Source organism: Pandoraea aquatica, assembly GCF_902459565.1.
GTDB lineage: Bacteria > Pseudomonadota > Gammaproteobacteria > Burkholderiales > Burkholderiaceae > Pandoraea > Pandoraea aquatica.
Genome location: NZ_CABPSN010000006.1, coordinates 181442 through 207669 on the forward strand (window position 1 = coordinate 181442; position 26228 = coordinate 207669).

26 protein-coding genes are annotated in these 26228 nt (G+C 63.5%); 6 read left to right on the top strand and 20 right to left on the bottom strand.

From position 1 onward, the window contains the following. Nucleotides 1-163: 163 nt before the first annotated feature. Nucleotides 164-1195 carry an ATP-binding protein gene (locus PAQ31011_RS19755; protein WP_150577426.1) on the top strand — a complete coding sequence of 344 codons (1032 nt, stop codon included), beginning with the start codon at nt 164-166 and terminating at the stop codon, nt 1193-1195. A 128-nt stretch (nt 1196-1323) separates the two neighbouring features. Further along, nucleotides 1324-2781 carry a M81 family metallopeptidase gene (locus PAQ31011_RS19760; RefSeq protein WP_150577427.1) on the top strand — a complete coding sequence of 486 codons (1458 nt, stop codon included), beginning with the start codon at nt 1324-1326 and terminating at the stop codon, nt 2779-2781. Nucleotides 2782-2914: 133 nt separating this feature from the next. Here the strand turns inward: PAQ31011_RS19760 and PAQ31011_RS19765 are convergent, their stop codons facing one another. Together PAQ31011_RS19765 and PAQ31011_RS19770 are read right to left on the bottom strand one after the other, a co-directional pair. Beyond that, nucleotides 2915-4147, bottom strand: coding sequence for an NAD(P)/FAD-dependent oxidoreductase (locus PAQ31011_RS19765; protein WP_150577428.1), 1233 nt, complete (start codon nt 4145-4147; stop codon nt 2915-2917). After that, nucleotides 4144-4497, bottom strand: a complete 354-nt coding sequence (locus tag PAQ31011_RS19770) for a RidA family protein (RefSeq protein WP_150577429.1) — start codon at nt 4495-4497, stop codon at nt 4144-4146. Before PAQ31011_RS19770 ends, PAQ31011_RS19765 begins: the two co-directional genes overlap by 4 nt. A gap of 188 nt (nt 4498-4685) precedes the next feature. On the opposite strand from PAQ31011_RS19770, the gene PAQ31011_RS19775 reads away from it, so the two are divergent. Beyond that, nucleotides 4686-5351, top strand: a complete 666-nt coding sequence (locus PAQ31011_RS19775) for a helix-turn-helix domain-containing protein (protein WP_150577430.1) — start codon at nt 4686-4688, stop codon at nt 5349-5351. Between the two features lie 10 nt (nt 5352-5361). Here the strand turns inward: PAQ31011_RS19775 and PAQ31011_RS19780 are convergent, their stop codons facing one another. The 5 genes from PAQ31011_RS19780 to PAQ31011_RS19800 form a co-directional block, all read right to left on the bottom strand. Beyond that, nucleotides 5362-6153, bottom strand: coding sequence for an HAD-IIB family hydrolase (locus PAQ31011_RS19780; protein ID WP_150577431.1), 792 nt, complete (start codon nt 6151-6153; stop codon nt 5362-5364). Between the two features lie 125 nt (nt 6154-6278). Continuing rightward, entirely contained in the window at nt 6279-7148 is an 870-nt protein-coding gene (locus tag PAQ31011_RS19785) for an ABC transporter permease subunit (protein WP_150577432.1), read from the bottom strand. Nucleotides 7149-7153: 5 nt separating this feature from the next. Then, the gene (locus PAQ31011_RS19790; RefSeq protein ID WP_150577433.1) at nt 7154-7951 is read right to left on the bottom strand and encodes a taurine ABC transporter ATP-binding protein; all 798 of its coding nucleotides are present in this window, start codon (nt 7949-7951) and stop codon (nt 7154-7156) included. A gap of 36 nt (nt 7952-7987) precedes the next feature. Then, entirely contained in the window at nt 7988-9025 is a 1038-nt protein-coding gene (gene tauA, locus PAQ31011_RS19795; protein WP_150577434.1) for a taurine ABC transporter substrate-binding protein, read from the bottom strand. 148 nt (nt 9026-9173) lie between these two features. Then, entirely contained in the window at nt 9174-10028 is an 855-nt protein-coding gene (locus PAQ31011_RS19800) for a LysR family transcriptional regulator (protein ID WP_150577516.1), read from the bottom strand. A 108-nt stretch (nt 10029-10136) separates the two neighbouring features. Between PAQ31011_RS19800 and PAQ31011_RS26775 the strand changes: the two genes are divergently transcribed. Further along, nucleotides 10137-10304: a DUF4865 family protein gene (locus PAQ31011_RS26775; RefSeq protein ID WP_246179676.1), complete on the top strand. Its 168-nt coding sequence runs from the start codon at nt 10137-10139 to the stop codon at nt 10302-10304. 174 nt (nt 10305-10478) lie between these two features. Here PAQ31011_RS26775 and PAQ31011_RS19810 read toward each other — a convergent pair whose 3' ends face one another. The 10 genes from PAQ31011_RS19810 to PAQ31011_RS19855 all read right to left on the bottom strand — a co-directional run bounded on the left by PAQ31011_RS19810 (nt 10479) and on the right by PAQ31011_RS19855 (nt 21597). Then, nucleotides 10479-11393, bottom strand: coding sequence for an ABC transporter permease (locus PAQ31011_RS19810; RefSeq protein ID WP_150577435.1), 915 nt, complete (start codon nt 11391-11393; stop codon nt 10479-10481). After that, entirely contained in the window at nt 11390-12259 is an 870-nt protein-coding gene (locus PAQ31011_RS19815) for an ABC transporter ATP-binding protein (RefSeq protein ID WP_150577436.1), read from the bottom strand. Before PAQ31011_RS19815 ends, PAQ31011_RS19810 begins: the two co-directional genes overlap by 4 nt. A gap of 1 nt (nt 12260) precedes the next feature. Next, nucleotides 12261-13235, bottom strand: a complete 975-nt coding sequence (locus PAQ31011_RS19820) for an ABC transporter substrate-binding protein (protein WP_246179677.1) — start codon at nt 13233-13235, stop codon at nt 12261-12263. A gap of 204 nt (nt 13236-13439) precedes the next feature. Further along, nucleotides 13440-14228 (bottom strand): HD domain-containing protein, encoded by a 789-nt coding sequence (locus PAQ31011_RS19825; protein WP_217424878.1) that lies wholly within the window; start codon nt 14226-14228, stop codon nt 13440-13442. Between the two features lie 68 nt (nt 14229-14296). Beyond that, nucleotides 14297-15748: an aldehyde dehydrogenase family protein gene (locus PAQ31011_RS19830; RefSeq protein WP_150577438.1), complete on the bottom strand. Its 1452-nt coding sequence runs from the start codon at nt 15746-15748 to the stop codon at nt 14297-14299. A 70-nt stretch (nt 15749-15818) separates the two neighbouring features. Next, on the bottom strand, nt 15819-16796 hold the full coding sequence (locus tag PAQ31011_RS19835; protein ID WP_150577439.1) for a PDR/VanB family oxidoreductase: 978 nt from the start codon (nt 16794-16796) through the stop codon (nt 15819-15821). Nucleotides 16797-16841: 45 nt separating this feature from the next. Continuing rightward, the gene (locus PAQ31011_RS19840) at nt 16842-17858 is read right to left on the bottom strand and encodes an amidohydrolase family protein (RefSeq protein WP_150577440.1); all 1017 of its coding nucleotides are present in this window, start codon (nt 17856-17858) and stop codon (nt 16842-16844) included. Nucleotides 17859-17930: 72 nt separating this feature from the next. Further along, complete coding sequence (locus PAQ31011_RS19845) at nt 17931-19208, bottom strand: Rieske 2Fe-2S domain-containing protein (RefSeq protein ID WP_150577441.1); 1278 nt, start codon at nt 19206-19208, stop codon at nt 17931-17933. Nucleotides 19209-19271: 63 nt separating this feature from the next. Then, complete coding sequence (locus PAQ31011_RS19850; protein WP_174990204.1) at nt 19272-20294, bottom strand: DODA-type extradiol aromatic ring-opening family dioxygenase; 1023 nt, start codon at nt 20292-20294, stop codon at nt 19272-19274. Then, a complete protein-coding gene (locus PAQ31011_RS19855) occupies nt 20287-21597 on the bottom strand; it encodes an aromatic ring-hydroxylating oxygenase subunit alpha (RefSeq protein ID WP_150577443.1) in 1311 nt (436 codons plus the stop codon). Before PAQ31011_RS19855 ends, PAQ31011_RS19850 begins: the two co-directional genes overlap by 8 nt. A gap of 369 nt (nt 21598-21966) precedes the next feature. On the opposite strand from PAQ31011_RS19855, the gene PAQ31011_RS19860 reads away from it, so the two are divergent. Beyond that, on the top strand, nt 21967-23091 hold the full coding sequence (locus tag PAQ31011_RS19860; protein WP_174990205.1) for a CobW family GTP-binding protein: 1125 nt from the start codon (nt 21967-21969) through the stop codon (nt 23089-23091). 49 nt (nt 23092-23140) lie between these two features. Continuing rightward, entirely contained in the window at nt 23141-23890 is a 750-nt protein-coding gene (locus PAQ31011_RS19865; protein ID WP_150577445.1) for a FadR/GntR family transcriptional regulator, read from the top strand. Nucleotides 23891-24053: 163 nt separating this feature from the next. Here PAQ31011_RS19865 and PAQ31011_RS19870 read toward each other — a convergent pair whose 3' ends face one another. From PAQ31011_RS19870 to PAQ31011_RS19880, 3 genes are all read right to left on the bottom strand, one after another. Next, entirely contained in the window at nt 24054-24755 is a 702-nt protein-coding gene (locus PAQ31011_RS19870) for a 4-carboxy-4-hydroxy-2-oxoadipate aldolase/oxaloacetate decarboxylase (protein WP_150577446.1), read from the bottom strand. An 11-nt stretch (nt 24756-24766) separates the two neighbouring features. Continuing rightward, nucleotides 24767-25426: an RraA family protein gene (locus PAQ31011_RS19875; protein ID WP_150577447.1), complete on the bottom strand. Its 660-nt coding sequence runs from the start codon at nt 25424-25426 to the stop codon at nt 24767-24769. Between the two features lie 98 nt (nt 25427-25524). Continuing rightward, nucleotides 25525-26205, bottom strand: coding sequence for an RraA family protein (locus PAQ31011_RS19880; RefSeq protein WP_150577448.1), 681 nt, complete (start codon nt 26203-26205; stop codon nt 25525-25527). Nucleotides 26206-26228: the final 23 nt, after the last annotated feature.

Below are 26228 nucleotides of genomic sequence, written 5' to 3' on the forward strand. Positions count from 1 at the left end.
TTTCTGGTTCATGTGGACTTTGTATCGCGCGTGAAACATAGATCCCCTGAGCACAGCCTCTCGCCCTTCCTGGGTTCAAGCGGACGGTGCGTGCTCCCGGATGTTTCCGTCCTGAAACAATCTGTTGACGAAGCCGCTACATGCGCGCGGGATAATGGCCCGCATGTTCGAGATCACTTCTACTGCGCCGGCCGCCATCCCCATGCAAAAGCCATCGTTCGATTCCGCGTTCTATCGGCTGCTGTTCGTCATGCTTGTCATGGTGGCGATGACACAGGTCGGCACCGGCTTGCTGGTGTACACGCTCTACTCCGAAGCCGCGTTCAAGCCACCGCCCGGTATGTCGACCGGATTGCAATGGGGACTGGCTGCCGCCGTGCAGATCGTGCCGTTGCTCGTCTCGTCGTGGGTCGGCGCGCGCATGCTGTCGGGGCCGTTCCGGTCACTCGCAGCTGGCGCAGCGGCGTTGTCGCGCAATATCGACGCACCGCCGATTCCCGAAGCCGGTCCGATCGAAGCGCGTCAGGCGGCGCGCGTTTTCAACTCGATGCAAGCGGCGATCCGACGTCAGGTCAACGACCGCAATCGCTTTCTGGCTGCGGTGTCGCATGACCTGCGCACGCCGCTCACCCGCATGCGCCTGCGGGTGCGTACGCTCGAAGGCTCAGAGTTCAACGACCGGATGATTGCCGACATCGACGAGATGACGCAGTTACTCGACGCAACACTCTCGTTTCTTCGTAACGAAGCGGTTACCGAAGAATTGAGCCCCATCGATATCGATGCGCTGATGGACGCCATCGCAGAAGATGCACTGGAACGCGGTCAGAATGTCTCGGTGCACGGTGCCATTGCTCCGCTGTCCGCACAGCCGCTCGCGTTGAAACGCTGCCTGACCAATCTGGTCGCGAACGCCATCCGCTACGGCGGCGAGGCACGCATCGAACTGATCGACGGCGAGAAAGAAGTGCAGATCGATATCGTGGATCGTGGCCCCGGCATACCGGAGCGCGATCTCGAGCGGGTCCTGGAGCCGTTCTTCCGGCTTGAGGGTTCTCGCAGCCGCGACACGGGCGGCACCGGACTCGGGCTGGCCATTGCTAACGATGTCGTGAAGCGTCACGCGGGCTCGCTGACGCTGCTCAACGCGCGAGACGGCGGGCTGATCGCCCGCGTGGTGCTACCGAGGCGGTAACCGTCATACAGACGTGTGGGCCGTCGTGTGTGTCAATGTCGATACACACTGCTCACAATCAGGCAATGCGGTCCTCATAGAGTGTGTGAAATGGCTTCAATGGCTTTCTTCACACCTCTGGACTCGCAATGAAGATCTTCGCCGCAAACCTTTCTACCGAAACAAACACATTCGCGCCGTGCCCCACCGGATGGGGCGGTTTTCAGGAGAACGGGATCTACCGGGGCGACGCAAGCCTCCGTGCGTCCGACGGCGTGGGGTATATGTTGGCCGAACTTCGTCGTCTCGCAGAAGCGGACAGTCACGAACTGGTCGAAGGACTGAGTGCCGAGGCGCAACCGTCTGGCCCGGTAATTCGGGAAGTCTACGAAACCTTGCGCGACGAAATCGTCGCCGGTGTGCGGGCCGCCTTGCCGCTCGACGCCGTCGTCCTCCTGCTGCACGGCGCGATGGTGGCGCAGAACCACGACGACTGCGAAGGCGATCTGCTCGCATGCGTTCGCGAAGTGGTCGGCCCGGATGTCCCCATTGCCGCGACGCTCGACCCGCACTGCCACTTCACCGAGCTGATGCAGTACGCGGCCAATATTCTCATCGCCTACAAAGAGTATCCGCATACCGACGGCATCGATCGGTTGCATGAACTCTATCGACTCGTGACGCAAGCGGCCGAGCGCAAAGTCTCGCCGGTCACTGCCGTGCACGATTGCCGGATGGTCGGTGCGTGGCACACCACGACGGAACCGATGGCGGGCTTCGTTCGCCGGATGAAGTCGTTCGAGGGCCACGACGGCATTCTGTCCGTCTCGCTGGGTCACGGCTTTCCGTGGGGCGATGTGCCCGAGGCCGGGGCAAAGCTCTGGGTCGTTGCGGACGGCGACCCACAGCGTGCGGCGGCACTGGCACATCAACTGGGCAACGAGTTCTGGGCGTTGCGTCACGAAGTCCAGCCCCAGTGGCTCGACCTCGATCACGGACTCGACGTGGCGCTCGCCGTCGGCACGGGCCCGGTGGTCGTCGCTGATGTGGCGGACAACCCGGGCGGCGGTGCACCAGGCGACAGCACGTTCATCCTTCGACGGGTTGTCGAACGAGACATCTCCAACGTCGCACTGGGTTGCTTCTGGGATCTCGGCGCCATTCAGATTTGTGCAGACGCGGGCGTCGGGGCCACGCTGGACCTTCGGATCGGCGGAAAGTGCGGCACCGCCTCGGGCGATCCCATCGATCTGCGCGTGACGGTGCGGGCAGTGCACGATACGCACTCGCAGAGCATTCGCGGCATGTCGATTCCGTTGGGACGCTCAGTCTGGGTGGAAGGTCCGAACGGACTGGACATCGTGCTCGTCTCCGTGCGAACGCAAGTGATTGGCGTCGACGCGTTCACTGGCCTCGGTATTGCGATGGACGCCAAGCGTCTCGTCATCGTGAAATCGACGCAGCACTTTCAGGCGGAATTTGCGCCGCGTGCGAAGGCCGTCGTTCATCTCGCAGCCCCCGGGGCACTGACGCCTGACTTCGCTGCGCTTCCCTATCGACACCGCAGCCTCAAGTACTGGCCTCGCGTCGAGAATCCGTTTGTTTGATTCTCGACATTTCGCACGCTAAGGAAACGCCACTGAATTTATGCCCGCCATACGCGGGCCGGTCTGACGATTTGCCGGGCTTCGCCAAAACTCCGGCAAATTTTTGCCCTTCCTCGCGAAGGGCATTTTTTTGTCAGAACCGGTCCGCGCGAAACGGCGTCGGGTCGACCAGCGTCTGCTCACCCGAGATCATCTCGGCGATCAGACGTCCCGTCACCGGCCCGAGCGTCAGACCGTGATGCGCATGACCGAACGCGAACCAAAGGTCGCGATGGCGTGGCGCCGGACCGATGATCGGCAGCATGTCGGGCGTGCAAGGTCGGCTGCCCATCCACGGCTCGGCTTCGACCGCCTCGCCCAGCGGGAACAGGCTTCGGGCCAACGGTTCCACCGCCGCCAGTTGAACCGGCGTGCGAGGCGCGTCGCGCAATGCAAGTTCGACGCCCGTCGTCAGACGAATACCCTGATTCATCGGCGCCATCACAAAGCCGCGCTCGGCATCCAATACCGTTTGGTTCAACGTTGCACCGTTCGCCGGGCGGAAATGCCGGTGATAGCCGCGTTTGGACACCAACGGCAGCCGGTAGCCCAGCGCGTTCGTCACGGTATCGGACCACGGCCCCATCGCGACGACGGCGTGCCGGCCTTCGATCTCACCCGCTTCCGTCTGCACGCGCCATTGGGGCTTCAGTGTGGTGGCATCTCCCCGGACGATGCGTCCGCCGAGCGACGTGAAGTGCTGCGCGTAGCGGCTCACCAGTTCGCCGGGATCGCGTATCGAACCGGACGCCGTGTAGCGAATCGCCCCGGCCAGCGTTGCCGCGAGCGACGGCTCGTCGCGTTGAAGCTGTGCGGCGTCGAGCGGCTCGAACGGCACGTCGTACTCGCTTCGCCAGCGCTCGGCTTCGCGGTACGCGCTGTCGAACGCGCCTGCGGTATGGAAGACCTTCAACCAGCCGCCCGCGCGTAGCAGATCCTGCGCGCCCGCACGTTCGATCAGCGCATTGTGCTCCGTCAGACAATGCTCGATGAGGGTGCTGTAGTGGCGGGCGATCTGCACATGACGGTGCGGTGCGGAGTGGTGCCAGTAGCGTGCGAGAAACGGCGCGATGCTCGGCAGTGCCGCCGGGTGATAGCGCACGTCCGTGGATCGATTGCGCGCGTAGTGAAGCAGCGTGCCGACGTCTCGGGGGAACGCGTACGGATACACACCTTCGCGCTGTATCAGCCCGGCGTTGCCGTAGGACGTCTCTCGCCCCGGCGCGGCGCGGTCGACCAGAACCGTGTTCAGCCCCCGGCGCTGAAGGTGGATCGCGATGGAGGTGCCGACAATGCCGGCACCGAGCACAAGCACGTCGGCTGTCATGCCAGCGCCGTCACGGCAATTTCCACGTCGAACCCGGCGCGCATCAGCAGCGACTGAACGCACGCACGCGTGGGCGCATGGCCTTCCGGCACCCACACATCCCAGACACGGTTGAATTCGTCGAAATGACGCGCATCCGACAGCCAGATGTTCGCCGTGAGAAGACGCGTCTTCTCGAGCCCCGCCTCCGCCAGCAGCGCGTCGATGTGCTTAAGCACTTCGATGGTCTGATCGGTGATCGTCGCGCCCGCCGTATCCGGCACCTGACCGGCCAGATGGACCACCCCGTTAGCCACGACTACCTGACTCATGCGGGTGTTGGTTTGCAAGCGCGTGATGTCTTTCTTCATGGTTCGAACTCAAAAAAGAAAAGTGAATGGACGACCGCTAACGTAGACTCGACGGATTCGCGGCTGCTTGAATTATCATATATGAGAATTTCGTTTCTCGTATACGAGAAAACACTGACACCGTAACGAGATCAACGACGCCGTGTTTTGTTCGGAGGATATGAACGGGACACGTTCAGTGAAGTGCTATGACGCCACCTACACGAAAGAAGACGCCAGCGCCGACCAAGCGGGATCGGGCACGGAGCGAGGGCGGACAAGTCAGCCAGATCAGCCACCAGACGGTAGGCGCTCGCCTGCGCAATGCGCGCAGCGCCCTTGGACTGACGCTCAAAGCGCTGAGCGAGCGCTCAGGCGTGGCGGTCTCCACCATCTCAAAGGCAGAGCGCGGCGACATCGCGCTGACGTACGACAAGTTCGGTGCGCTGGCGCGTGCGCTGAATCTGGACTATTCGGCGATCTTCGGTGATGAAGACACGGCACCCAGCGGTGCGATGAGCCCGTCGTTCACTCCAGCGGGAAAGCAGGCGATCTACGAGACGCCGAACTATCGCTACGGCATGATCGCCTCCGATCTGCACGAAAAGCGCATGGTGCCGATGCGCGCGCACATCCGCGCGCGAAAGCTGGAAGATTTTCCCGACTACATTCGTCACGCCGGTGAGGAATTCGTCTTCGTCTTATCGGGCAACTTGATGTTGCAGTTTGAGAACGGTACGGCGTTTCGGCTAGCGCCGGGCGACAGCCTCTACTTCGACAGCGGCGTGGGGCACGTGTATCTAAGTGAGCACGAAGACGGCGTCGACGCTGTCGTCTGCTGTGTGGACCTGAATGTGCCGCATCCAGTGTTGTGAGTGCGAGCCACTATCCACGTAGCGCGGACCGCGACTGCAGAATGGCGTTGGCGAACTCCACAAAACCGGCCCCCCCTGGGCCACGCGTGATCCATCGCGGGGGCACCGGCAATTGCGGCAGGTAATCCGTCACCGTGCTCACGCCCGCCGTGTGTTTGAAGAACTCGAACATCGGCGCGTCGTTGGTGGAGTCGCCGGAATAGGCGACCACCTCGTAGGCGGATTCGGCGTCAATGCCATAGGTGTCGGCCAGAACGCGCAATGACATCGTCAACTTGTCGTAGCCGCCGACCCAGCCGAGCACCCACAGATTGTTGATGGTCGCATCCGCGCCTGCCTGCCTCAACGCCTCGACGATACGGGCATCGGTCTGCGTCCCTGTACGACGATAGGCAAGACTGGTCAGTCGAAACACCTGATCGTCAGCCTGTCGTGCCTGCGGCACTGCGGCTTCGACGGCCTGTGCAATGGACTTCAGTTGTTCGTGCACCTGTTCGACGTTATCGGGCGAATGCCAGAAATGCCGATCGACCTGGTGCCCATCCGAACTTCGTCGTAAGAACAAGCCACCGTTTTCGGCAATGACACCGTCGACAGGCCACATGCGCGCCATCTGGTCGCACCATCCGGCCGGGGCCGCAGTGACGGGCACCACGCGAATGCCCGCCACTTCCAGTCGCGCCAACGCGGTGTACGTTTCGGCGGGCAGGCGGCCCTGATAGGTCAACGTCTCATCCATGTCCGTAAGCACGAATCTGACGGTCGAAAATTGATCTGCTGTTGCCTGGGAAAGGGGTTGCATGGTGAGCGGTTAGCAATGGACGGAAGCAAATTATGCGGGGCACGCCGACAACCGCTTCGTTGAATTATGAAAATGCTTATCGCGATTTGTGGTTAGTGAGCCAATCGGTTGCGCACTTCAGGTCATCAGCGGCCACGCCAGGGGACGAGGCGTTTTTCCAGCGCTCGCATGCCCAGGTCGAAGCACCATGCGATAACGCCGATAAGCACGATGCCCATGACAACTACGTCCGTGCGCAGAAAGCTCGACCCGTTGAGCACCATCTGCCCGAGGCCTGCGGTGGCCGCTACCATTTCGGCGGCGACCAGCGTGGTCCAGCCGAACCCGACTGCGATGCGTAAGCCCGTCAGGATCTCGGGCAGCGCCGCCGGCAGGATGACGTGGCGAACCACTTGCAGATCACGTCCCCCGAGCGAGTAGGCCGCGTGGATTTGTTCGGTGGTTGCGCTACGCGCGCCCGCCCGGGCCGCCATGGCAATCGGCGCAAAGCAGGCAAGGTAGATGACGACGATCTTCGCTGTCTCGTCGATGCCGAACCAGATGACGACTAGCGGGAGATAGGCCAGCGGCGGGAGCGGCCGATAGAACTCAAGTACCGGATCGAGTATCCCTCGTGCGACGCGGCTGACGCCCATCAGAATCCCCACCGGTACAGCCGTCACTGCGGCGAGCGCAAAGGCGCCAAAGACCCTCAATGCGCTCCACGCGAGATGCTCCGACAACGGTCGGCCGCCTTGAATGCGACCGTGGAGCGCATCGAGAAAAGCGCTCCATACGGCTTCCGGCGTGGGCAAAAACAAGGGCGGCAGCCACCGCAAATGGGTCGATATCCACCATAGCGCCGCAATCGCCAGCACCGCGAGGAAACTGAGCCGCGCAGTTGGCCCCTCTCCCGGCATGCGCCACGCGACGGTACGTTTCGTCTGGCTGACATGGGGCGCTTGCGACGCCGACGCTGCCCGTGGGGCCTTGACCGCAGAAATTTCGGATGACATGGGACTCAAACCGTCAATGCATGAGAAGGCGACTCGCGCAGTCGATGAACGAGCCGCTCGCGCCACGCGATAAAGTCGGCCGACGACTTGACGGCGCGGGCGTCGCGGGACGCGAGAAACTGTCGCGAAAACGGCAGTTCGTGACTCTCGGCGATACGTCCCGGGCTGGGCGTCATGACAACGACGCGCGTCCCGAGGAAAAGCGCCTCCTCCACGCTGTGCGTGATGAAGAAAATCGTCTTGTGGGTGCGCGCCCAGATGTCCAGAACGAGTTCCTGCATCGACTCTCGTGTCATTGCGTCCAGCGCCCCCATCGGCTCATCCATCAGGAGCACGCGAGGATCGTTGGCCAGTGCTCGCGCAATACCGACGCGCTGCTGCATGCCACCGGATAACGAGTACACCCGCGACTGCGCAAAACGTTCGAGGCCGACCCATGCCAACGTGCGACGCGCGGCCGCCAGCCGTTGCGCCTTCGCCATGCCCTGGAATCGCAGTCCGAGTGCGACGTTGTCGAGCACGTTCAGCCACGGCAACAACGCGTATCGCTGGAATACCACGCCACGCTCGGCGCCGGGGCCCGTCACCGGTACCCCGTCGAGGCTCACGTCTCCCCCGGTCGCCGACAGGAAGCCGGCGATGCAGTTGAGCAACGTCGTCTTCCCGCACCCCGACGCGCCAAGAGCAACGACAAACTCCCCTGTGTCGATATGCAGGTTCACGTTCTCTAGCGCGATGTTGGGTGCAGTACCGCGCGCGCCCTCATACGCGACATGCAGCCGCCGAATGTCCAGTCCACTCATTGGATTGCGCTCACATTACGCCCACATTGCGCCCACTCAACGCGCTGCGGCGCGCTGGGCGAACTGAGGATCCACACCCACGGAGTAGTCCGGCAGCACGGCCTGAATCGTGCCCTGCTCTTTCAGAAATGCCGCCGTCGCCGCAAGGGACTTGGCAGCACCCGACTGCTTGCCGCCCCCGAGCCACACGTTGGAGGCCTGCTGAGCGGCAGTGGGGAATGCGTAAAGCGCCAGGCTTGCCGGGACATCCGCTGCGTTCGCGCCGGACTCCTTGGCCACCGCTGCGACTTGTGGCGAACCGACGGCCCAGGTCTGCGGATGGTCGCGATAGCTCGCATCGGTTGCCGCCAGTACCTTCACGAAACGATCAAGGAATTCCTTGTTCGCGGTAGCAAATTTTCGGTCCGCCACGAATCCGTCAAACGTGGCTTTGCCGGTCGCCTTCGCCACTTCCCCGGACGTGATCAATACCTTGCCGTTCTTTTTGGCTTTGGCCAGCACCGGGTCCCACACGTAGGTGGCGTCGATGTCGCCGCGCTCCCATGCAGCCGCGATTTCAGGCGGTCTCAGATTGACAATCTTGACGTCGGACGGGTTGACGCCCGCAGACTGCAACGCCACGAGCGTGTGAAAGTGCGAAGTCGAGACGAAGGTGACGCCAACCTTCTTGCCGGTCAGTTGTTTGACGGACGTCACACCGGAACCGTCCCGGGCGACCAGCGCTTCGGCGTCGTTGATATTGTCCAGAATCCAGAACAGCGACAGATCCACACCCTGCGACAGTCCTGCGGCGATGGGACTCGATCCTGCCTCTCCGAGCTGTACCGAACCAGAAGCCAGCGCGCGAATCACATCGGCACCGCTCCCGAGCTTGCGATAGGTCACCTTGTATCCGGTGGCGCGTTCCACCTCGCCCGTGGCCTGTGCGTAGCGCCACGGCACGACCATGTCCTGATACGCGATGACGACTTCCTTCGCCTGTGCTTGCGCGGACGGTGCGTACGCCGTTGAAAATGCCAATGCGCTGAATGCACTCAGGACGATCAGCCCCCGCTTCAATGTGCTCGTGTTCATATCAGGATTCCCCGTGTTGCTGAAAATACAGCGTGCGATGACGTTAGTGCATCGCGCAGGGAATCCCAACCAACCAATCCTGATATGCCCATCGCAGCGATGGAGATATCGAAATGCACTTTACCGGTTGCGGCCGATGCGACGGTGTCTAACGACCGACGGTGGATCTCAGCGCCGCCGTCAGCGATTGAAGGGCGGCTTTGGATTGTGCGTCTCTCAGATGGGTGTACAGCACAACGTCCCGCGCGGGCAACGCAGGCAATCCCAGACGCGCCGCCATGTCCACCGTGCCGCGCGGTGCCACCCGACGCCCTAGCGCCGCGACGCCCAGACCGGCCGAAACCGCCGCGCCGATAGTGTTCACGCCACCGCCGACGAATGCCTCCGTCCACGCAACGCCTGACGCATCGAGCGATCTGAGCGCCATCGCGCGAACGCTGCACGGCTGCGGCTGCGTCGCGATACGAACCGGCTCACCCGCCCGGTGCTCGAAATCCGGTGCACCGAACCAGCCGAAACGCTCCTGCAAGATCACTTTGCCGTCCTGACGTCGGCTGTCGTGGCGCAAGACAATCGCGACATCAATATCGCCATCGTCGAACGCCGCCAGCAATTCGCGCGATGCCGCGACACGGATGTCGAGCGTCAGGCCCGGGTCGGCCCGGCCAACGTGCCTCAATAGTTGTGGCAGCTCGGCGCCCACGATGTGGTGGCTAATGCCCAACAACATTCGTCGCTGTTTGGGCGCGAATACCTCCATCGCCCCCTGGTGCGCGGCGACCAGCATCCGCGCGCCGTCAAGGAACGTACTGCCGTCCGAAGACAGTCGGACACGTCTTGGCGTGCGCTCCAGCAACTTGCGTCCCAGCGCCTCTTCCAGACGCTTGATCTTCACACTGACGGCCGATTGGGTCGTATCGAGCACTTCGGCTGCACGAGTGAAGCTCTGCAAATCCGCTGTCAGGACGAAGGCTTGCACCGCTTCGATGTCGAGGGATTTCATCAGATCAGTCATTTCAAAACGCGATCACTGAAATATAAATCATTCTATTTTTCAATGAATCGCTTTTCGCTATGGTGAGGACTCGACCTTCTCTTTTCTAATGCCTCCATGCTGACCGCTCACTATCTGCACCGCCTGCCCGCCGACTATGACCTGAACGCCATCCGCGCGCGCGGCAAGACGCGCGGTGCCTTGTGGGATGCTGCGATTGCGTACGAAGTGGTGCACTTGTCCAGTCCGTTGCTACACACCCTTTCGGAGGGGCGGTCGTCATGAACCGGCTTCGATATGCGATGGCGCATGCGCTGGGGTTGACGCTCGTCTGCGCAATCGTTTCCGCGTTGGCGCTGGGTCTGGCGGTGCTCGTTCGCCATTGGCATCTGTTTGGATGACGACCCCGAGATAGCCAAGATGAGCCGGTCCCTTAGACGAAGATCGTGTGCCACACCCTCATGCGTTTTGCATCCCCCAGCGCCGCACCGTCCACCGGGCGAGCGTATCGAAGACGAGATGCTCCACGAGCAGGCCGATCAGGATGACCGTCAGTAGACCGGCGAATACGCGGTCGGTGTACAGCTCGTTGCGGTTCTGATAGATGTACCAGCCCAGTCCGCCTGCGCCTGTGTTCGCCCCGAAAACGAGTTCGGCGGCGATCAGCGTGCGCCACGCAAAGGCCCAGCCCACCCGCAGCCCGGAAAGCACAGACGGCAATGCAGCGGGGGTCAAGATCCAGGCGACTTGCCGCAAGCCCGACAGGCCGTAGTTGCGTCCGATCATGCGCAGTGTCGGCGAAACCGATTCGAACCCCGTGTAAATGCTCAACGACAAGGGCCACAGCACGGCATGCACCAGCACGAACAGCAGGCTCCCCGTACCAAGCCCGAACCAAAGCAGCGCCAGCGGCAGCAGTGCAATCGAAGGGAGTGGGTTGAACATTCCGGTTAGCAACGAGAGCAAATCCCGCCCGACGGCGCTCGACATGGCCAGCGACGTCAGCGCGAATGCGCACAACACACCGAGGCCGTAACCGCGCAGCAGCATCCATAGCGATGTGCCTGTGCGCGCGAACAGCTCCCCGCTTGCCGCACTCTCCCACCAGGCACGCGCGGTGGCACTCGCACCCGGAAGCAGCAGATCGTTGTCGACCCATCGGGCCGCGATTTCCCACAACACGAGCAGCACGATAGCGATGATCAGCTTTCGCCAGACACTCGGATTCACCGCCCGCCAACGAACCCGCCTGCTCGCCGCTTCGTTGTCTTTTCCGTCAATCGGCAGTTCGGCCACGCGTGGCGTCCTCGGAAAAATTCGTTCGGCGCGGCGCGGCGCGCGAATTCGAACTGTCTTGGTCGAAAGCGAGCTCATGCCGCCTCTCCTGTGCTTCGTGACGGCAGTTGTTCGCCGAAGAGCAGATTGTGAATACGTGCGCTCGCGCGCCGGAAGTCAGGAGATGCCACCTCGTCGAGTCCGAACGTTCCAGCGTCGAGTTCGGCGCGCAGACGTCCCGGCTGACCGTCGAGCAGCACGATCCGGGTGCCGACGACAAGCGCTTCCTCTATCGAATGCGTCACGAACAGGAGCGTGACACGCGTGTCTTCCCACAAACGCAGCAGTTCTTCCTGCATGCGTGTGCGGGTTAGCGCGTCGAGGGCGGCGAAAGGTTCGTCCATGAGCAACACGCGCGGTCGCACCGCCAGTGCGCGGGCAATGGCGGCGCGCTGCTTCATACCGCCCGAGAGCGTGTGCGGGAATGCGTCGGCAAATCGAGAGAGTCCGACTTTTTCCAGCGTATCGAGGGCAAGCTCGCGTGCTTCGCGACGCGAAAGCCCTTTGCCGACACGCAGCGGAAACATCACGTTCTGCGCTACCGTTTTCCACGGCGCGAGTTGGTCGAACTCCTGAAAAACCACCATCCGATCGATGCCCGGCTTGACCACGGATCGCCCGTCGAGCACGATCTCCCCTCGCGTCGGTTTGACGAAACCGCCGATGGCTTTGAGCAACGTCGATTTGCCGCAGCCCGACGGCCCGAGAAGCACGAGACGGTCGGCGTCATAGACGTCGAACGATATGTCGCTCACACCCGCGACATGGTGGCCCCGCGTACGAAACTCGATATCGAGCTCGCGCACCTCGAGAACACGCTCGCCGAGGATGTCTCCGGGAATCGGCGTGACGTCGGCGTCGCCATCCGTTGGCCGCAGGGGTTGCAGAGCGCTTGTCGCCCCCATCTCAACTGCCCTGCCCCAGCGCGGGTTCGTCGAAGAAGTAGTCTTTCCAGGACGTGGGCTTGTGCCGCACTGCCCCCACGCGCTGCATGAACTGCGCGAGTCCGAGCGTGTTCTGGGGCGTAATCGAGAAATTGACCTTGGGATCGGTGATGATGCTCACCAACAGTTTCTTGTCGGTTTTCGACTGATTCACGCGCAGATAGGTATCGGCTGCGGCTTCCGGCTGTCGCTTGACGAAGTCCGCCGCACGGGCAAGGGCGAGAACGAAAGCCCGATACGTCTTCGGATTATCGTTGCGATACTTTTCCGTGGCGTAGAGCACGGTGGCTGAACTCGGGCCGCCGAGGACTTCATAGGAATCGAGCACGATGTGCGCGCGCGGATTGGCCGCCAGTTCCTGTTCCTGGAACGGTGGCGTGCCGAAGTGCCCCGTAATCTCCGTGCCACCGGCAATGATCGCCGCCGCAGCATCGGGGTGCGACATCGTCTGCGTCCATTTGTCCAGTCGGTCGAAGGCGCTATCGCCCCACAGTCTGGCGGACGCGTACTGAAGCACCCGCGATTGCACGGACACCCCCACGGCCGGTAGCGCGATGCGATCCTTCTCCGTAAAGTCGGCGATGGTCCGGATCTTCGGATCGTTGCTCACCAGGTAATACGGCAAGCTGCCCAGCGACGCCACACCCCGCACGTTCTGACGTCCATAGGTCCGATCCCACACGGTAATCAGCGGTCCCACGCCAGCGCCAGCAACGTCGATGGCCCCGGAGAGCAAGGCGTCGTTGATGGCCGCGCCGCCGGACAACCTCGCCCAGTCGACCTTGACGTCGACGCCCAGCTTGCGGCCTTCCTGTTCGATGAGTTGCTGATCACGTACGACATTGAGCAGCAGATACACAATGCCGAACTGTTCGGCGATCCGGATGCGCCCCTCGGCATGCGCGGCAGGTGCAGCCAATATGCAGGACAGACCCATCAATAGAGCACGTGTCAGACGCGTGGAGCGGCGAAGTAATGAAGGCAGAGCAAAGCGCATAAGCGACGTCGACCTGAGAGGAGCCGGAGAAACCCCGAAAATAGCGGCGGCTCCCTCCGGAGGTCAACGAAGCGAATCACACAAGGTTATAGCGTTGCGGCATAAGCCCGCTAACTCGCGGGCTTATTCGTTCAGAGCAACGTCTCACAGGAACTTCGTCGGCCAGATGATGGTGCGCCACATATGCGCCGAGGCTGAACCGTCGAAACCGAGTCCTTCCTTCGGTTGCTTGAAATGGCGTCCGATGATGTCGATGAACGGATCCCAGCTCACCTTCGCGTTCGGATCGAACGAGTAGATGTCGTTGAGCGTGATGAGACGGCTCGTCATGTACCACTTGTGATTGCGGGCGTACTCCCAGTCGGCCTTGACGTAGGGTTCGGGCTCGTAATCCCCACCGAAGTAGCGGATGTACGCCTCCGGATAGTCGTAGCCGACGGAGGCATCCGGGAAGAAGCGCAGCGCCTGGTGGTAGCGAATGGCCCAGCTCACCTCTTCGTCGACATACGGTGCGAGCAGCTGCGCGCCCCAGTAGCCGTGATCGGCGCGAATGAAGCCCGACACGCTGATGTCGTGCAACAGGCAGGCAAGAATCGTCTTCTCGTCGTGGCCCGCGTTGAGCGCATGCGTGGCGCTTTGCAGCAAATGGTTCGCGGGCGCGAACCGGTGCTTGAAGAAGTCGAGCAGCGTCGGGCGCTCCGGCATCTTCTGCAGACGCGGATCGTCGCCCATGAGGAAGTGACGAGGATCGGGCTTGCCGCCCGGCGGCGGCATGATCGGTGCCGTCGGGTCGCGATCGCCGGACGTGAACAGCACCGAGCGCACGATCTTGCGGTCGAGCTCCTCGATCATCTGATGTTCGAGCGCGTCGGCGCGCGCCGACAGGCTGATGCCGGCGTGCCCCGGCATTTCCTGTGTTTTCGTGGTGGACATTCGGTCTCTCCGAAACGGTTCGTAGGGGATGGATGCGAAATCGATGCAGGACGGAAGCGATGTGCGACTCAGCGCTTCGCCGCACCGCCCGGCGGCGCCATCGGCGGCAGTACCGGCACGCTCACGGCGCGAATCTCCGTGTAGTGCTTCAGCCCCTGCGCGCCATACTCGCGTCCGATGCCGGATTCCTTCGTGCCACCGAACGGCACGTCGTACTCCACACCCACGTGATGATTGATCCAGGCGGTGCCGACTTCGAGCCGCTGTGCGATCTCGCGGGCTCGCACAGAGTCGGCGCTCCACACCGATCCCGACAGCCCGAAGCGGCTGTCGTTGGCGCGACGCACCGCATCATCCACATCGCTAAAGCGAATCACCGGCAGCACCGGCCCGAACGGCTCTTCGTCGACGAGACGCGTTCCTTCCGCGATATCGGCCACGATGGTCGGCGCGATGAAATAGCCCGGACGCGCAAGCGCTTCGCCGCCACACAGAATGCGCGCGTTCTGGCGACGCGTATCGTCGATGAGTTCCAGCACCCGCTCGTATTGCATACGGTTCTGCACCGGCCCCATCAGCACGCCCTCCTCGAAGCCCTCGCCGACCTTGACCTTGTTCGCGATCTCGACGAGCGCATCGCACAGCGCGTCGTAGACCTTCTCGTGCACATACAGGCGCTTGATCGCCATGCAGATCTGACCGCTGTTGCCGAAGCACGCCCAGAACAGACGCGGCGCGAGCGCCTTCACGTCGATGTCGTCGAGTACGATGGCCGCATCGTTACCGCCGAGTTCGAGCGTCACACGCTTGAGCGTGCTGGCCGCACTGGCCATCACCCGCTTGCCAGTGGCGACCGAACCGGTAAACGAGATCTTGTCGATGCCGGGATGATGGGTCATCCATGCGCCGAGATCGTTGCCGCCTGCGACGACGTTCACCACGCCCGGCGGGAAGTGCTCGCGCGCGATTTCGCCGATGAGCAGCGTCGTCAGCGGCGTATAAGGCGACGGCTTGAGCACGATGGTGTTGCCCGTGTACAGCGACTGCGTGATCTTCGGCAGCGCGAGCAGGACCGGCACGTTCCAGGGCGTAATCGCGCCCACAACGCCCAGCGGGTGGTATTGCAGCTCGACATGCCCGCGCTCGTTATCGCGCAGGAGTTCGGGCTTTAGCTCGATGGCCAGCAGACCTTCGAGGTTGGCGAACGCCCGGTTGAGTTCGTCCTGCGCGCGGGCAAACGGCTTGCCCTGCTCGCGCGTGAGCAGCGTGGTGATTTCCTTGCTGCGCGCCTTCAGCGCCTCGGCAAAGCTGCGCAGCCGCTCGCGGCGGTGCGCCGGGGTTGTCTCGCGCCAGGTCGTGAAGGCGCGCCGGGCGGCCGCCACGGCACGATCGAGCTGATCCTGCGTGGCATCCGGGCAGACGGCGAACGGTGCGCCTGTGCCCGGATTGATGACGTCGAACGAGGCCTCGCTGGACTCGCCGCGACCGTCGATGGTGTGGGTGAAACCGCTTTGTTGCATGTCGTCTCCTCCAGCGCTCTGTGCCGAGCGCATTGATAGTGTTTGGGCGTGGTGCAAGTGACGCAAGTGCCTAGAGGTCGAGCACGATCCGGTCGCCGCGACAGCCGGAGCAGCAGATCATGACGGTGCGGCCGCTGGCCCGCTCGTCCTGACTCAACACGAGGTCGCGATGCTCCGGTGTGCCGTCGAGCACCGCGACTTCGCACGTGCCGCACACGCCTTCGCGACAAGAATACGGGGCGTCCACGCCAGCGTCGAGCAGTGCGTCGAGCATCGTCTGCCCCGCCGCCACATGGACCGTCTTGCCACTGCGCGCGAGGACCACGTCGTATTGCCCCGTGGAACCCTGAGGCTTGCCCACCCCGGCGAAATACTCCACATGCCCGTGACAATCGGCGCGGCGCGCCACCGCCGCTTCGAACGCTTGCAACATCGGCGCCGGTCCGCAGCAGTAGAGGTGCGTGCCGGGCACGGCGTCATCGACGAGGCGCACGAGGTCGAGCGAACCACGCCCCGGTGCGCTGTCGAAATGCCACTGCACGCGGCCGTACCTAAAGGACGCCGCATCGAGGCGATCGGCGAACGCCGCCGTCTGGGCGCTGCGTGCGCAGTAGTGCAGCGTCCACGGGCAGCCCAGCGTCTCGAGGCGCGCCGCCATCGACAACAACGGCGTGATGCCGATGCCGCCCGCGACGAGCACCGTGTGTCCGGTGCACGCCGCGCCCTCGTCGAGCACGAAGTGATTGCGCGGCGTGCTGATCTTGAGCGCTGCGCCCGCCACGAGATGCTCGTGAACGTAAGCCGATCCGCCCCGGCTCGCCGCGTCGCGATGCACACCGATGACATAGCGATGCCGCTCGGCAGGATCGTTGAGCAACGAATAGCAGCGTGACAGGCCGTCGCGCAGATGCAGCTCGACGTGGGCGCCCGCAGTAAACGGCGGCAGAGGGCTGTCGTCGGGCGCGCGCAGCTCGAAGACGGCAATCGTCTCCGTCTGCCGCTCACGCCGCGCAACGTTGACGAGCAGCGTATCGGTGAAATCGGACATGTTCATGAGTCGTCACACAGTCAGATGGACCGGCCGGGCCGTCACTTATGCCGCCTTGGCGGGCAGACGGAAGACATGACGCGCGTTGTCTTCGAAGATCTTCTGGCGGTCCTGCGCGCTCAGCCAGTCGAGGTTGTCGATGAGCGAGCGCACATCGTCCATCGAGCGGCCCGTCTTCGGATTCACTGCCGAACCCACGCCGGGGCACTCGGTGCCGAACAGGCAGCGATCCACGCCGACCGTCTTGATGAGCAGCGACAGCGCCTCCTCGGTGTAGAGCACCGTATCGAAATACAGATTGCGCAGACGATCGGAGAAGCGCTGGCCGTTCGGGCGGCGCAGCGACGGGGCATCGAAGCGGCCGATCTGATACGGAATCGCCCCACCGCCGTGGCTCACCACGATCTTCAGGTCCGGGAAGTCCTTGAAGACGTCCGAGTTCACGAGACCGAACACGGCGATGGTTTCCTCGTTGATGAAGTGCAGCGAGTACGGCACGCGCTCCGAGCGCGAACCGGTGCCGTGGATGTGCGCGGGCACGTCGAGCTCGCACAGCTTTTCGTAGAGCGGATACCAGTAACGATCGCCCAGCGGCGGTGCCTCGGCCACACCGTTCTCAAACGGGTCCGGGTTGAGCAGACAGCCCGAGAAGCCCAGTTCGTTAATGCAGCGCTCGAGTTCCGGCAGCGCTTGCTCGATCGGGTCGCCAGCGGTTTGCGGCAGACCGGCAACGCCCGCGAACGTCTCGGGGAACAGCTGCGTCTGGCGATAGATGATGTTGTTGCACTCCTGCGTGAACCAATGCACCAGCTTCGAGGGCTTTTCCGACTGCATCAACTGGAACGGACGCGGCGAGACCAGTTGCAGGTCGGTGCCGTGTTCGCGAATGTAGTCGAGGTGCCCTTTGGGCCACGTTTCGGCGCGGTTGGCAGCGGCGCGGATTTCGTCATCGGACACATTGATGCGTCCGCGCCCGTGCGAGCCGCGGCTGGCGAGCAGGCTGGCTTTGTAGGCCCACAGTTCGGTCGGTGCGCTCACGTGGGCATGGCAATCGATGATCATGCTGGACTCCGGTTTCAGGTTGATTCGGGTTCGATGAAATGAGATGAGGACGTGCGTGGCTTTGCTGCGGTATCAGTGCCTGGGTGCAGATGCGCCGCGTAGCAGCGCCGCCGCGCCGTCGAGCACCGGCGTGTCTTGCGGCAGCAGCATCGAGACGGGACGCACGTTGTAGAGCGACGCGTCGTTCGCGCAGGCGGGCACCTGCCCCTGCGCCAGATCGCGAGCGAGCTTGAGCATCAGCCGACGAAAGCGCACGATGCCGCGATCCGACGCGCCCAGGCGCTCCTGCGAGCGGTCGACGAGCGGTCCCATGCTTTCCTGCACAGCGGCGTCCTGATTCGGAATGCCCTCGATGCCGGTGAAGTTGGAGGTGCGCTGACGTGCGCGGTCGATGCCGTAGTCGTTGCCACGATGCAGCAGCGGCTGATAGCCCTCGTCCACCGGCCCCCAGAAGCCCTTGCGTCCGCCACGGAACGCGATCTCTTCGTCGCGATACGTGCGCGCGGGACTCGCGCTGAACGACCATGTCCACGTGGTTTCGTCGTCGATGGGCACCCACGCGTGGCCGTCGTAGGGCTCCTGACTCGATTCGTCGAAATTTCCAACCGGCGGAATCATCGTGTAGCAGGGCAGCAGGAATTGCGTGACACGCCAGTAATACGTGCCCGGTCTGGCATGACGTCGCGCGGCGATCACCAGCCCGTAATCCGCATCGCTCACCTCGAACACGGGATGACGATCCGATGCGTGATACGGATTGCTCGGCGCACCGGCGACCGGCTCCGTGCGGCTGTGCAGGAACGAGATGTGGCTCGAATCGATGCCGCCCTCGACCGCCTGCGCCCAGTTGCAGGATTGCAGGCGCTTGGTCGCCGTGTGCTGACGCTCGGGCAGCCGCGACCATTCGAAGTCGGGCAACGCGGGCACCGATTCGCGCGGCCCCATGTAGACCCACACGACGCCGTTGCGCTCGGCAGTGAGATAAGCCTTGATGCGCACGTTATGCGTCTGCGGATTCTCGTGCGGCTCGGACGGCATTTCCACGCACTGGCCGTTCACGTCGAACTTCCAGCCGTGATAGACGCAGCGCAAACCGCATTCCTCATTGCGTCCGAAGAAGAGTCCGGCACGACGGTGCGCGCAGTAGGCGTCCACGATGCCGACGCGTCCTTGCGTGTCGCGAAACGCGACGAGGTCTTCGCACAGCAGGCGCAGCCTGACCGGGGCACCGTCACACTCGGCAATCTCCTCCGAGAGCAGCGCGGGCAACCAGAAGCGGCGGAACAGGTCGCCCATGGGCGTGCCCGGTCCAACGCGCGTGAGTGTTTCGTTGTCTTGCCTGGAAAGCATGCCTGCCTCCTTGCAGGTGGGGCCGGCGCGTCGTCCTCTGCGGGACGTGCGCGGCCGGTGGCCTTAGTTCGCCGGATGCCAGAGCACGAAGCCCATGGCGTTGCCCGTGCCGGCCGCCGAGCGGTAGCACGGCACGTAGTCGACCAGTTGCATAGTCATCTGCCCGACATTGGCCGCCGCAATGACCGGCAGCCAGTTCTTCACTTCCGAGGTGCCCGATTGCAGCAGCGCTTCGTCGATCTCGCGCAGGTATGCCGTGTCGCGACGCATCATGGCGTCAAGCAGCGCGTGGTCGAACGCCTCGTCGATGACGAAGTGACTCAATCCGCCCGAGGCGATCACCGCGACGCGCGCATCGTCAGGCCAGGCTACGAGCGCTTCGCGCAGCGCCAGCCCGAGATCGACACAACGCGTCGCGCGCGGCTGGTTGGGCGGATAAAACGTGTTGAGCATGATCGGCACATGCGGCGGCACATTGCCGTGCATGAGCCGCTGATAAACGAAGCCGAACGCATGCGGCATGCCGGTCGGACCGTCGTTGCCGCGCTGCGGGACTTCCGTCGAGATCGTGATGTCGTGCCCGCTACCGGTGAACGCGCTCGCCAGATGGCGGGCGAGCGGCGCGTGCGCCGGGTACTCCGTGCGCGCGCCCGGCTTGATCGCGGCCGACGAGATCGAGATGCCCGGCGGCATCTTCGCGAGTCGCGCAGCGCTCACCGGTTCGTCGAACACCGTCTCGCCGCCGAACAGCCACAGGGCCGGTGTGATCGCAGGGCCGAACACTTCACGCTGGTCGTTGCCGACGATCACGACGACGTCCGGTGCTGCGTCGGCGAGCGCTTTCGACATCACGCCGAGCGCCGCCGTGCAGCGCGCGGCGTGCGCCTCACGCGCCGGCAACGTCACCTTCGCCTCGATGTCTTCGGCGGCGCGCAATGCCATCAGTTCGTCGAAACTGTAAGTCGCGCCGCGATACGGATGCGCCGGTTCGGCACGGTCGGCACGCACGCGCAGATCCCAGTCGGCGGGGGGCGTCGAGAGCATCGGCCCGTGCGAGGTCCCCATGCACAGCACGATCTCAGCCATGTTGTGCGCTCCCGAGCGGCGCATCCACCACGTTGCCGTGCTCGTCGATCTGCACGCCCATCGCATCGTGGAACGCGCGCTTCACCGCCTCAGGTTGCCCGAACTGGAACGCGTATTCCTTGAGATGCTTCCCGATGATCGGATGCGCCTTGAGTTCCTCGCGCGTCAGTCCGTCGACAAAGAGACGCCGGGCGGCGACAGGCAAATCGATGCATTCATTCGTGGCCTCGTCTCGCACAATCCCCTTCGGATCGCGGCCTTGTGCGACGGCTTCGAGCTCGTCGAAGAAGTGACGACGCAGCATGGCAATGCCGCGATCGCTCGCCCCCAGATTCTCCTGCGTGCGATCGGCAATGCGGCCCTGGCCGACCCACGCGACGAAGTCCTGATTCATCACGTGGCTGGAAATCCATTGCCCCGTCGCCTCGTCCTTGACCGGGCCATACCAGGCAGGAATCGTCTCCTGTACGTAGGGCTCGCGCTCGCGCGGTACACGGTTGAATGCCCACGTGATCGAGAGCGTGTTTTCGTCGTCGATAGGCACACGCCATTCGAAGTGATCGCCGAGACAGAACACGTTCGGCCACAGCGCGAGACGGCCCACGGCCCACAGCGGATGCTTCTCGTCGGTGTCTTCACGCACGCGCTTATAGATCAGTCCGTACTCGAATTCCTCGAAACCGAGCTTCGTATGCGTGGGCGCGTAGGGGCCGGTGTCGCCGCGCAAGCGCACGCTCCAGTTCGAGTGCATCCACTCGAAGTGCACCGGATCGATGGAGTTCTCCTGACACTGGAACCAGTTGCACGGCACCTCCGAGATGACGACCTGACGGAAACCGTTCGCCCAAGTGAACGGCTCCCATGTCGGCACGAGCGGCGCGGGCAACGGTCCCATGTAGGCCCAGATCATGCCGGCCTTGACCTGCACCGGATACGACTTGATCTTGATCCGGTCCTTCAGGCGCACCTGCGGGTTCGCGACGTCCTCATACGGCTGCTCGGTGCACTGCCCCTTCTCGTCGTAAAGCCAGCCGTGATAGTTGCAGCGCAGTCCGCACTTCTCCACGAAGCCATAGGCGAGATCGGCACGGCGGTGCGGACATTGACGATCCACCAACCCGTAGTTGCCGGACAGATCCTTGTAGAGCACCAGGTCTTCGCCGAACAGGCGCGCAGGTCGCACCGAGATCTCGTCGAACTCGCTCTCGGCACCGATCGGATGCCAGTAGCGCCGCAGCAATTCCCCCATCGGCGTGCCTGGTCCGACCTGCGTCAACAACTGGTTCTTTGCCTCGCTGAGCATGGATGTCTCCGTCCGTTTCTTGTGGGATGCGCACCGCTTTTAACAGTGCATTTGCGCATACTGTATGCGTGTTTATTTTGCGTGTCAACGCCCTTTATCGGGCAATTGACGGAGTCTTCATCCAACCCCAGGTATTCGGAAATCACCGCCAAAGCCCCACCCACCAAGGGAATTGCGGAGATTTAAGCAGTTTCGCCTATTGACGAGACACGCTTACAAACATACTGTATGCGCATTCTACTACGATGCGTGCGTCGCTTGACCAGCGTCAAGGTCAGCCGACAGCGCGTGCCCTACGCTGCGACGACCATGTTCCGAACGTCCGACTTTCTTCCTGACACTTCGCGTACCGAATCCGCCCAGCCCGCCATGACAGCGCCGCCTCGCCTGCCCCTTCGTCTACCGATTACGCTTCTCACGGGATTTCTCGGAAGCGGCAAGACCACGCTATTGCGCGCGCTGCTCGCGCATCCGGGCATGAGCGATACGGCAGTGATCGTCAATGAGTTCGGAGAAGTCGGTCTAGACCATCTGTTGGTGCAGACTCTCGATGCGCACACCGTGCTGCTGGAAAGCGGCTGCGTGTGTTGCGCGGTGCGCGACGAATTGAGCGAGACCCTGCTGTCGTTGCACGCACAGCTTTCTGCGGGGACGATCGCGCCGTTCTCGCGCGTGGTGATCGAGACCAGTGGCCTCGCCGATCCGAGTGCGGTTGTCGCAACGTTGCTGCGCGACCCGGCGCTCTCGGCGCGATTCACTTTGGACGCCGTCATCGTAACGGTCGATGCCGCCCATGCGCCGTTGCAGCTCGCACAGCAGCCCGAGGCGCAGCGTCAGGTGATGCTGGCGGATCGAATGTTGATCACCAAGGCGGACCTTGTGGACCAAGCCGTCCTCGACGACTTGCGCACGGCGCTCGCCACCCGTAACCCGGCGGCGACACAGCACACGTGCGATCACGGTCGCATCTCGCCTGAAGAAGTGTTTGGGCTCGGCATGCACGCGGCGCGGAACGTAGCGGATGTGACGCTGCGCTGGCACGACGCCGATGAGCAGCACCCAACGCGAACACCGCGCATATACCGACCGATCTGCACTACGCACGGGGCGCAAGGTTGCGCCGACTGCGAACCACTCACGTTACTGCCCGGCCATGAAACCGCCCACCGCAACGATGTCGCCGCGCATTGCATCACTTTAGAACAACCGCTCGAATGGGATGTCCTGAGCAGTTGGCTCGGCGCGGTGACGTTCCATCACGGCGACGATCTGCTGCGCCTGAAAGCGCTGGTGAACGTTGCAGGGGAATCCGGCCCGGTGGTCATACACGGCGTGCAGCATCGGCTGCACCCGCCCGAAACACTTTCGTCATGGCCGGCGCTTGCGGCCGACGCCCATTCCGAACGATGCTCACGCTTCGTCTTCATCATGCGCAACGTGCAACGCGACGTCTTGCTCGCACACCTGCACGAAGCGCAGCGCGTACCCACATAGGCTATGCGCAATGTAGTATCTTGTTGCCGATAAAACGACCAGGATTCCCATGTCACGCGAAAAAGCAGAAACACCCGTCTGGAAACTCGGCCGCGCCGAATCGACCGCCATGCGCGTCGAACGTCAGATCAAGGAGGCATTGCTCGACGGGCACTTCGCCCCGGGTGATTTCCTTGGCTCGGAGAACGACCTCGCCACGCAGTTCGGCGTGAGCCGTCTGCCGATTCGCGAAGCGTTGGGGCGTCTGCAGGCACTGGGTGTCGTCGACATTCGCACGGGCGCCGGTGGCGGCGCACGCATCGCGCAAGGCAATCCCGCGCTCTTCTCGGAAGCGCTCGCCATTCAGCTCAAGCTGGTGGGGATGTCCGCCGAAGAGATCTTCGACGCGCAGTACACGATAGAAGTCGCCGTCGCAGGACTGGCCGCGCAAGCCGCGACCGCCGAGGACATCGAAGCGCTCGAAGTCGCGCTCGAGAACGCGCAGGCGCTGGTCGGCACGCAGCATGAATTCACGCAGGCGTCGATGGCGTTCCGCAATGCGGTGGCGCACGCGTCGCACAACCATTTCCTCGAAGCGATGATGCAGGCGATCGTGCACGTGTTGTATCGCTCGCTCACACCGTACACGACGGAGACCGTCGCCAAGGGCGTGATCAAGCGTCACCGCGAACTGCTCAACGCCATTCGCGCGCGCAACGACGACGCCGCACGCCAGGTCGTGTCGCAAAACCTCAACGTGCTGCGCGAGAAGTACCTCGCCGCACGCGACGCCGCCGCCAAGGCCGCCACCAAGCGCTAAGCCCCACCGTCACAACCCGGTGCAAAAAAAGAACCGCGTCCCCCGACGCGGTTCGCAAAAGCCGGCCCACCCCCAAGCGGACCGGCACTGCCTCACATCAGGCGCGGTGGCGGCGCACCTGATTCGATAGCGCGTCGTCCAACCTGACGACGCGCACAACCCTTCAGCGATTCCAGCCGTAAATGTCCAGCGAGGCCTCCCCCGCCTCCAGCCGACGGATAATGTCCGCCTCCTTGGCTTCGCGCTCATGGGCGGCACCCACGACGGCGTCGAGCGACGCCTGCGGCAAGGCCACGACACCATCGGCATCGCCGACGATCACGTCGCCCGGCTGAATGACGATGTCTTCGATGCGCACCGGATAACCGATCCATCCGCGCGCCGCGAAGTCTTTGCCGGTGCCGCGAATGCATAGCCCTCGCGCGAATACCGGGAAGCCGAAGCGCTCCAGAATCGCGCCGTCACGCACGCAGCCATCAATCACCAGACCACCCAGTTGGCGAGCGCGGCCCATGGTCGACATCACCTCGCCCCAGTAACCGGCGTCGTAGTGCTCGGCGACGCGCACCACCAGCACGTCCCCCGGACGCGCGAGTGCCAGTGCCCGATGCAGCCAGAGGTTATCGGCCGGGGGCGCGTCGACCGTCAGCGCCGGCCCGCAGATACGGAAAGACGGCGCCATCGGCTTGATCGCCGCCGGCAGCGCGCCGATCTTGCCGGCCGCCTCGTGCAGCGTGGCCACGGGCAGTTCGGCCACACGCGCGATGAGCGCCGGGTCCGGCCGCGCGAAGTCGACGTCGACCGTCGGCAGACCGGCGAATGGAAACTGCACAGCTAGTGAGGCGTTGCGGGAAGTAGCGTCCATGACCCGGCTCCTTATCGCTGACGCGTCTGCAACTGGTGATAGCCCAGATCCTTGCGTGCGTCGTCGAGGCGTTTGCCACCGCGCACGGCCTCGCGGATGTGGCGCTCGGCGGCGTCGATCGCTTCGGCCGCATCGAGCACGGCTGCTTCGTGTTCTGCGGGAATCACGATCACGCCATCGGCATCGCCGCGCAGAATGTCGCCGGGATTCACGCGCGCATTGCCGATGTTCACCGGCACGCCCACCGACTCGACCTGCACCCGATCCTTGCCGGTGCGCATCCAGTTGCCCCGGCTGAAGAGCGGATAACCCAGTTCGAGGGCCAGCGAAACGTCGCGGCAGATGCCATCGATCACCGTGCCCGCGATGCCTCGGCGATGGGCGATTTCCGTGAGGATGTCGCCCCACACCGTGCAGTCTTCGCGGCCGCCGTTATCGAGTACGAGCACCGTGCCCGGCGGAATATCGTCGATGTAGTCGCCGACCGTGCCCGGTGGCGTACTTGCCGGCCCGTACTGCAGGGTGTAGGCGCGTCCGGCCATACGGTATGCGCTGTCGCGCGGCTTGACGAGATGGCATTGCCCGGCAATGCCGAGACGATCGAGGGCATCGCTGAGTGTGGCGGTGTCGAGCGCGGCCGCGCGTTCGACGTTCTTATCCTGTTGCGTCATGACGTGTCTCCTGATGAATGGTTCGTTGGGCGGCGACGCTGCGAGGCATCGCTCATCACCGCCAGTACCACCTGTGTGGCTTATGTCCCTTATGCCCGTTATGCCGCGCCGTCGCGCAGCATGTGCTCGTAGTTCGCCCCCATGACGTCGGTCACGGGCTGCCCGGCGAGAAGCGCCTTCGCCATCGCGGCCTCGCGTGCGGCGATCTGCTCGGCGGCTGCCAGCACGCGCTCGATCTCGCTCGCCGTCACGAAGACCACCGCGCTGTTGTCGGCGATCACGTAGTCGCCCGGACGGACATCCACGCCATCCACGCAAATTGGCACGTTGGTCCCCGCCTCGGCCACGCGAGCGCGCGCCGTGCGTGCCGTCAATTCCCGACAGAACACCGGCAGGTCGTAGTCGCGCGCCTCGTCGATGTCACGCACCGGACCGTCGGCGACCACACCGGCCACGCCGCGCTGCACGGCTGCCAGCGAGAGAATGCCGCCCCAACTCCCCGCGTCGAGTCCGGTGCGTTGCTCCACGACGATGATGTCGTCCGTGCCCGCGTGCATGACTGCCGTCGTGCCCAAGTGACGCGGTGCGCCGGTCGTCGGCGGCGCATCGGCAGCCGCCACCAGCTTCACCGTCACCGCACGCCCGGCAATGCGGCGTGTGCCCGAGCGTTGCGGCAGATGGCAGACCGTACTGGGCAGACCGAGTTTGTCGAGGGCATCCGATACGGCGCAGGCATCGAGTTTTCGCAGTCGGGAGACGGCGTCGGCAGAAGCGTTCATGGCAAGTCCCTTGCAGAGTGATG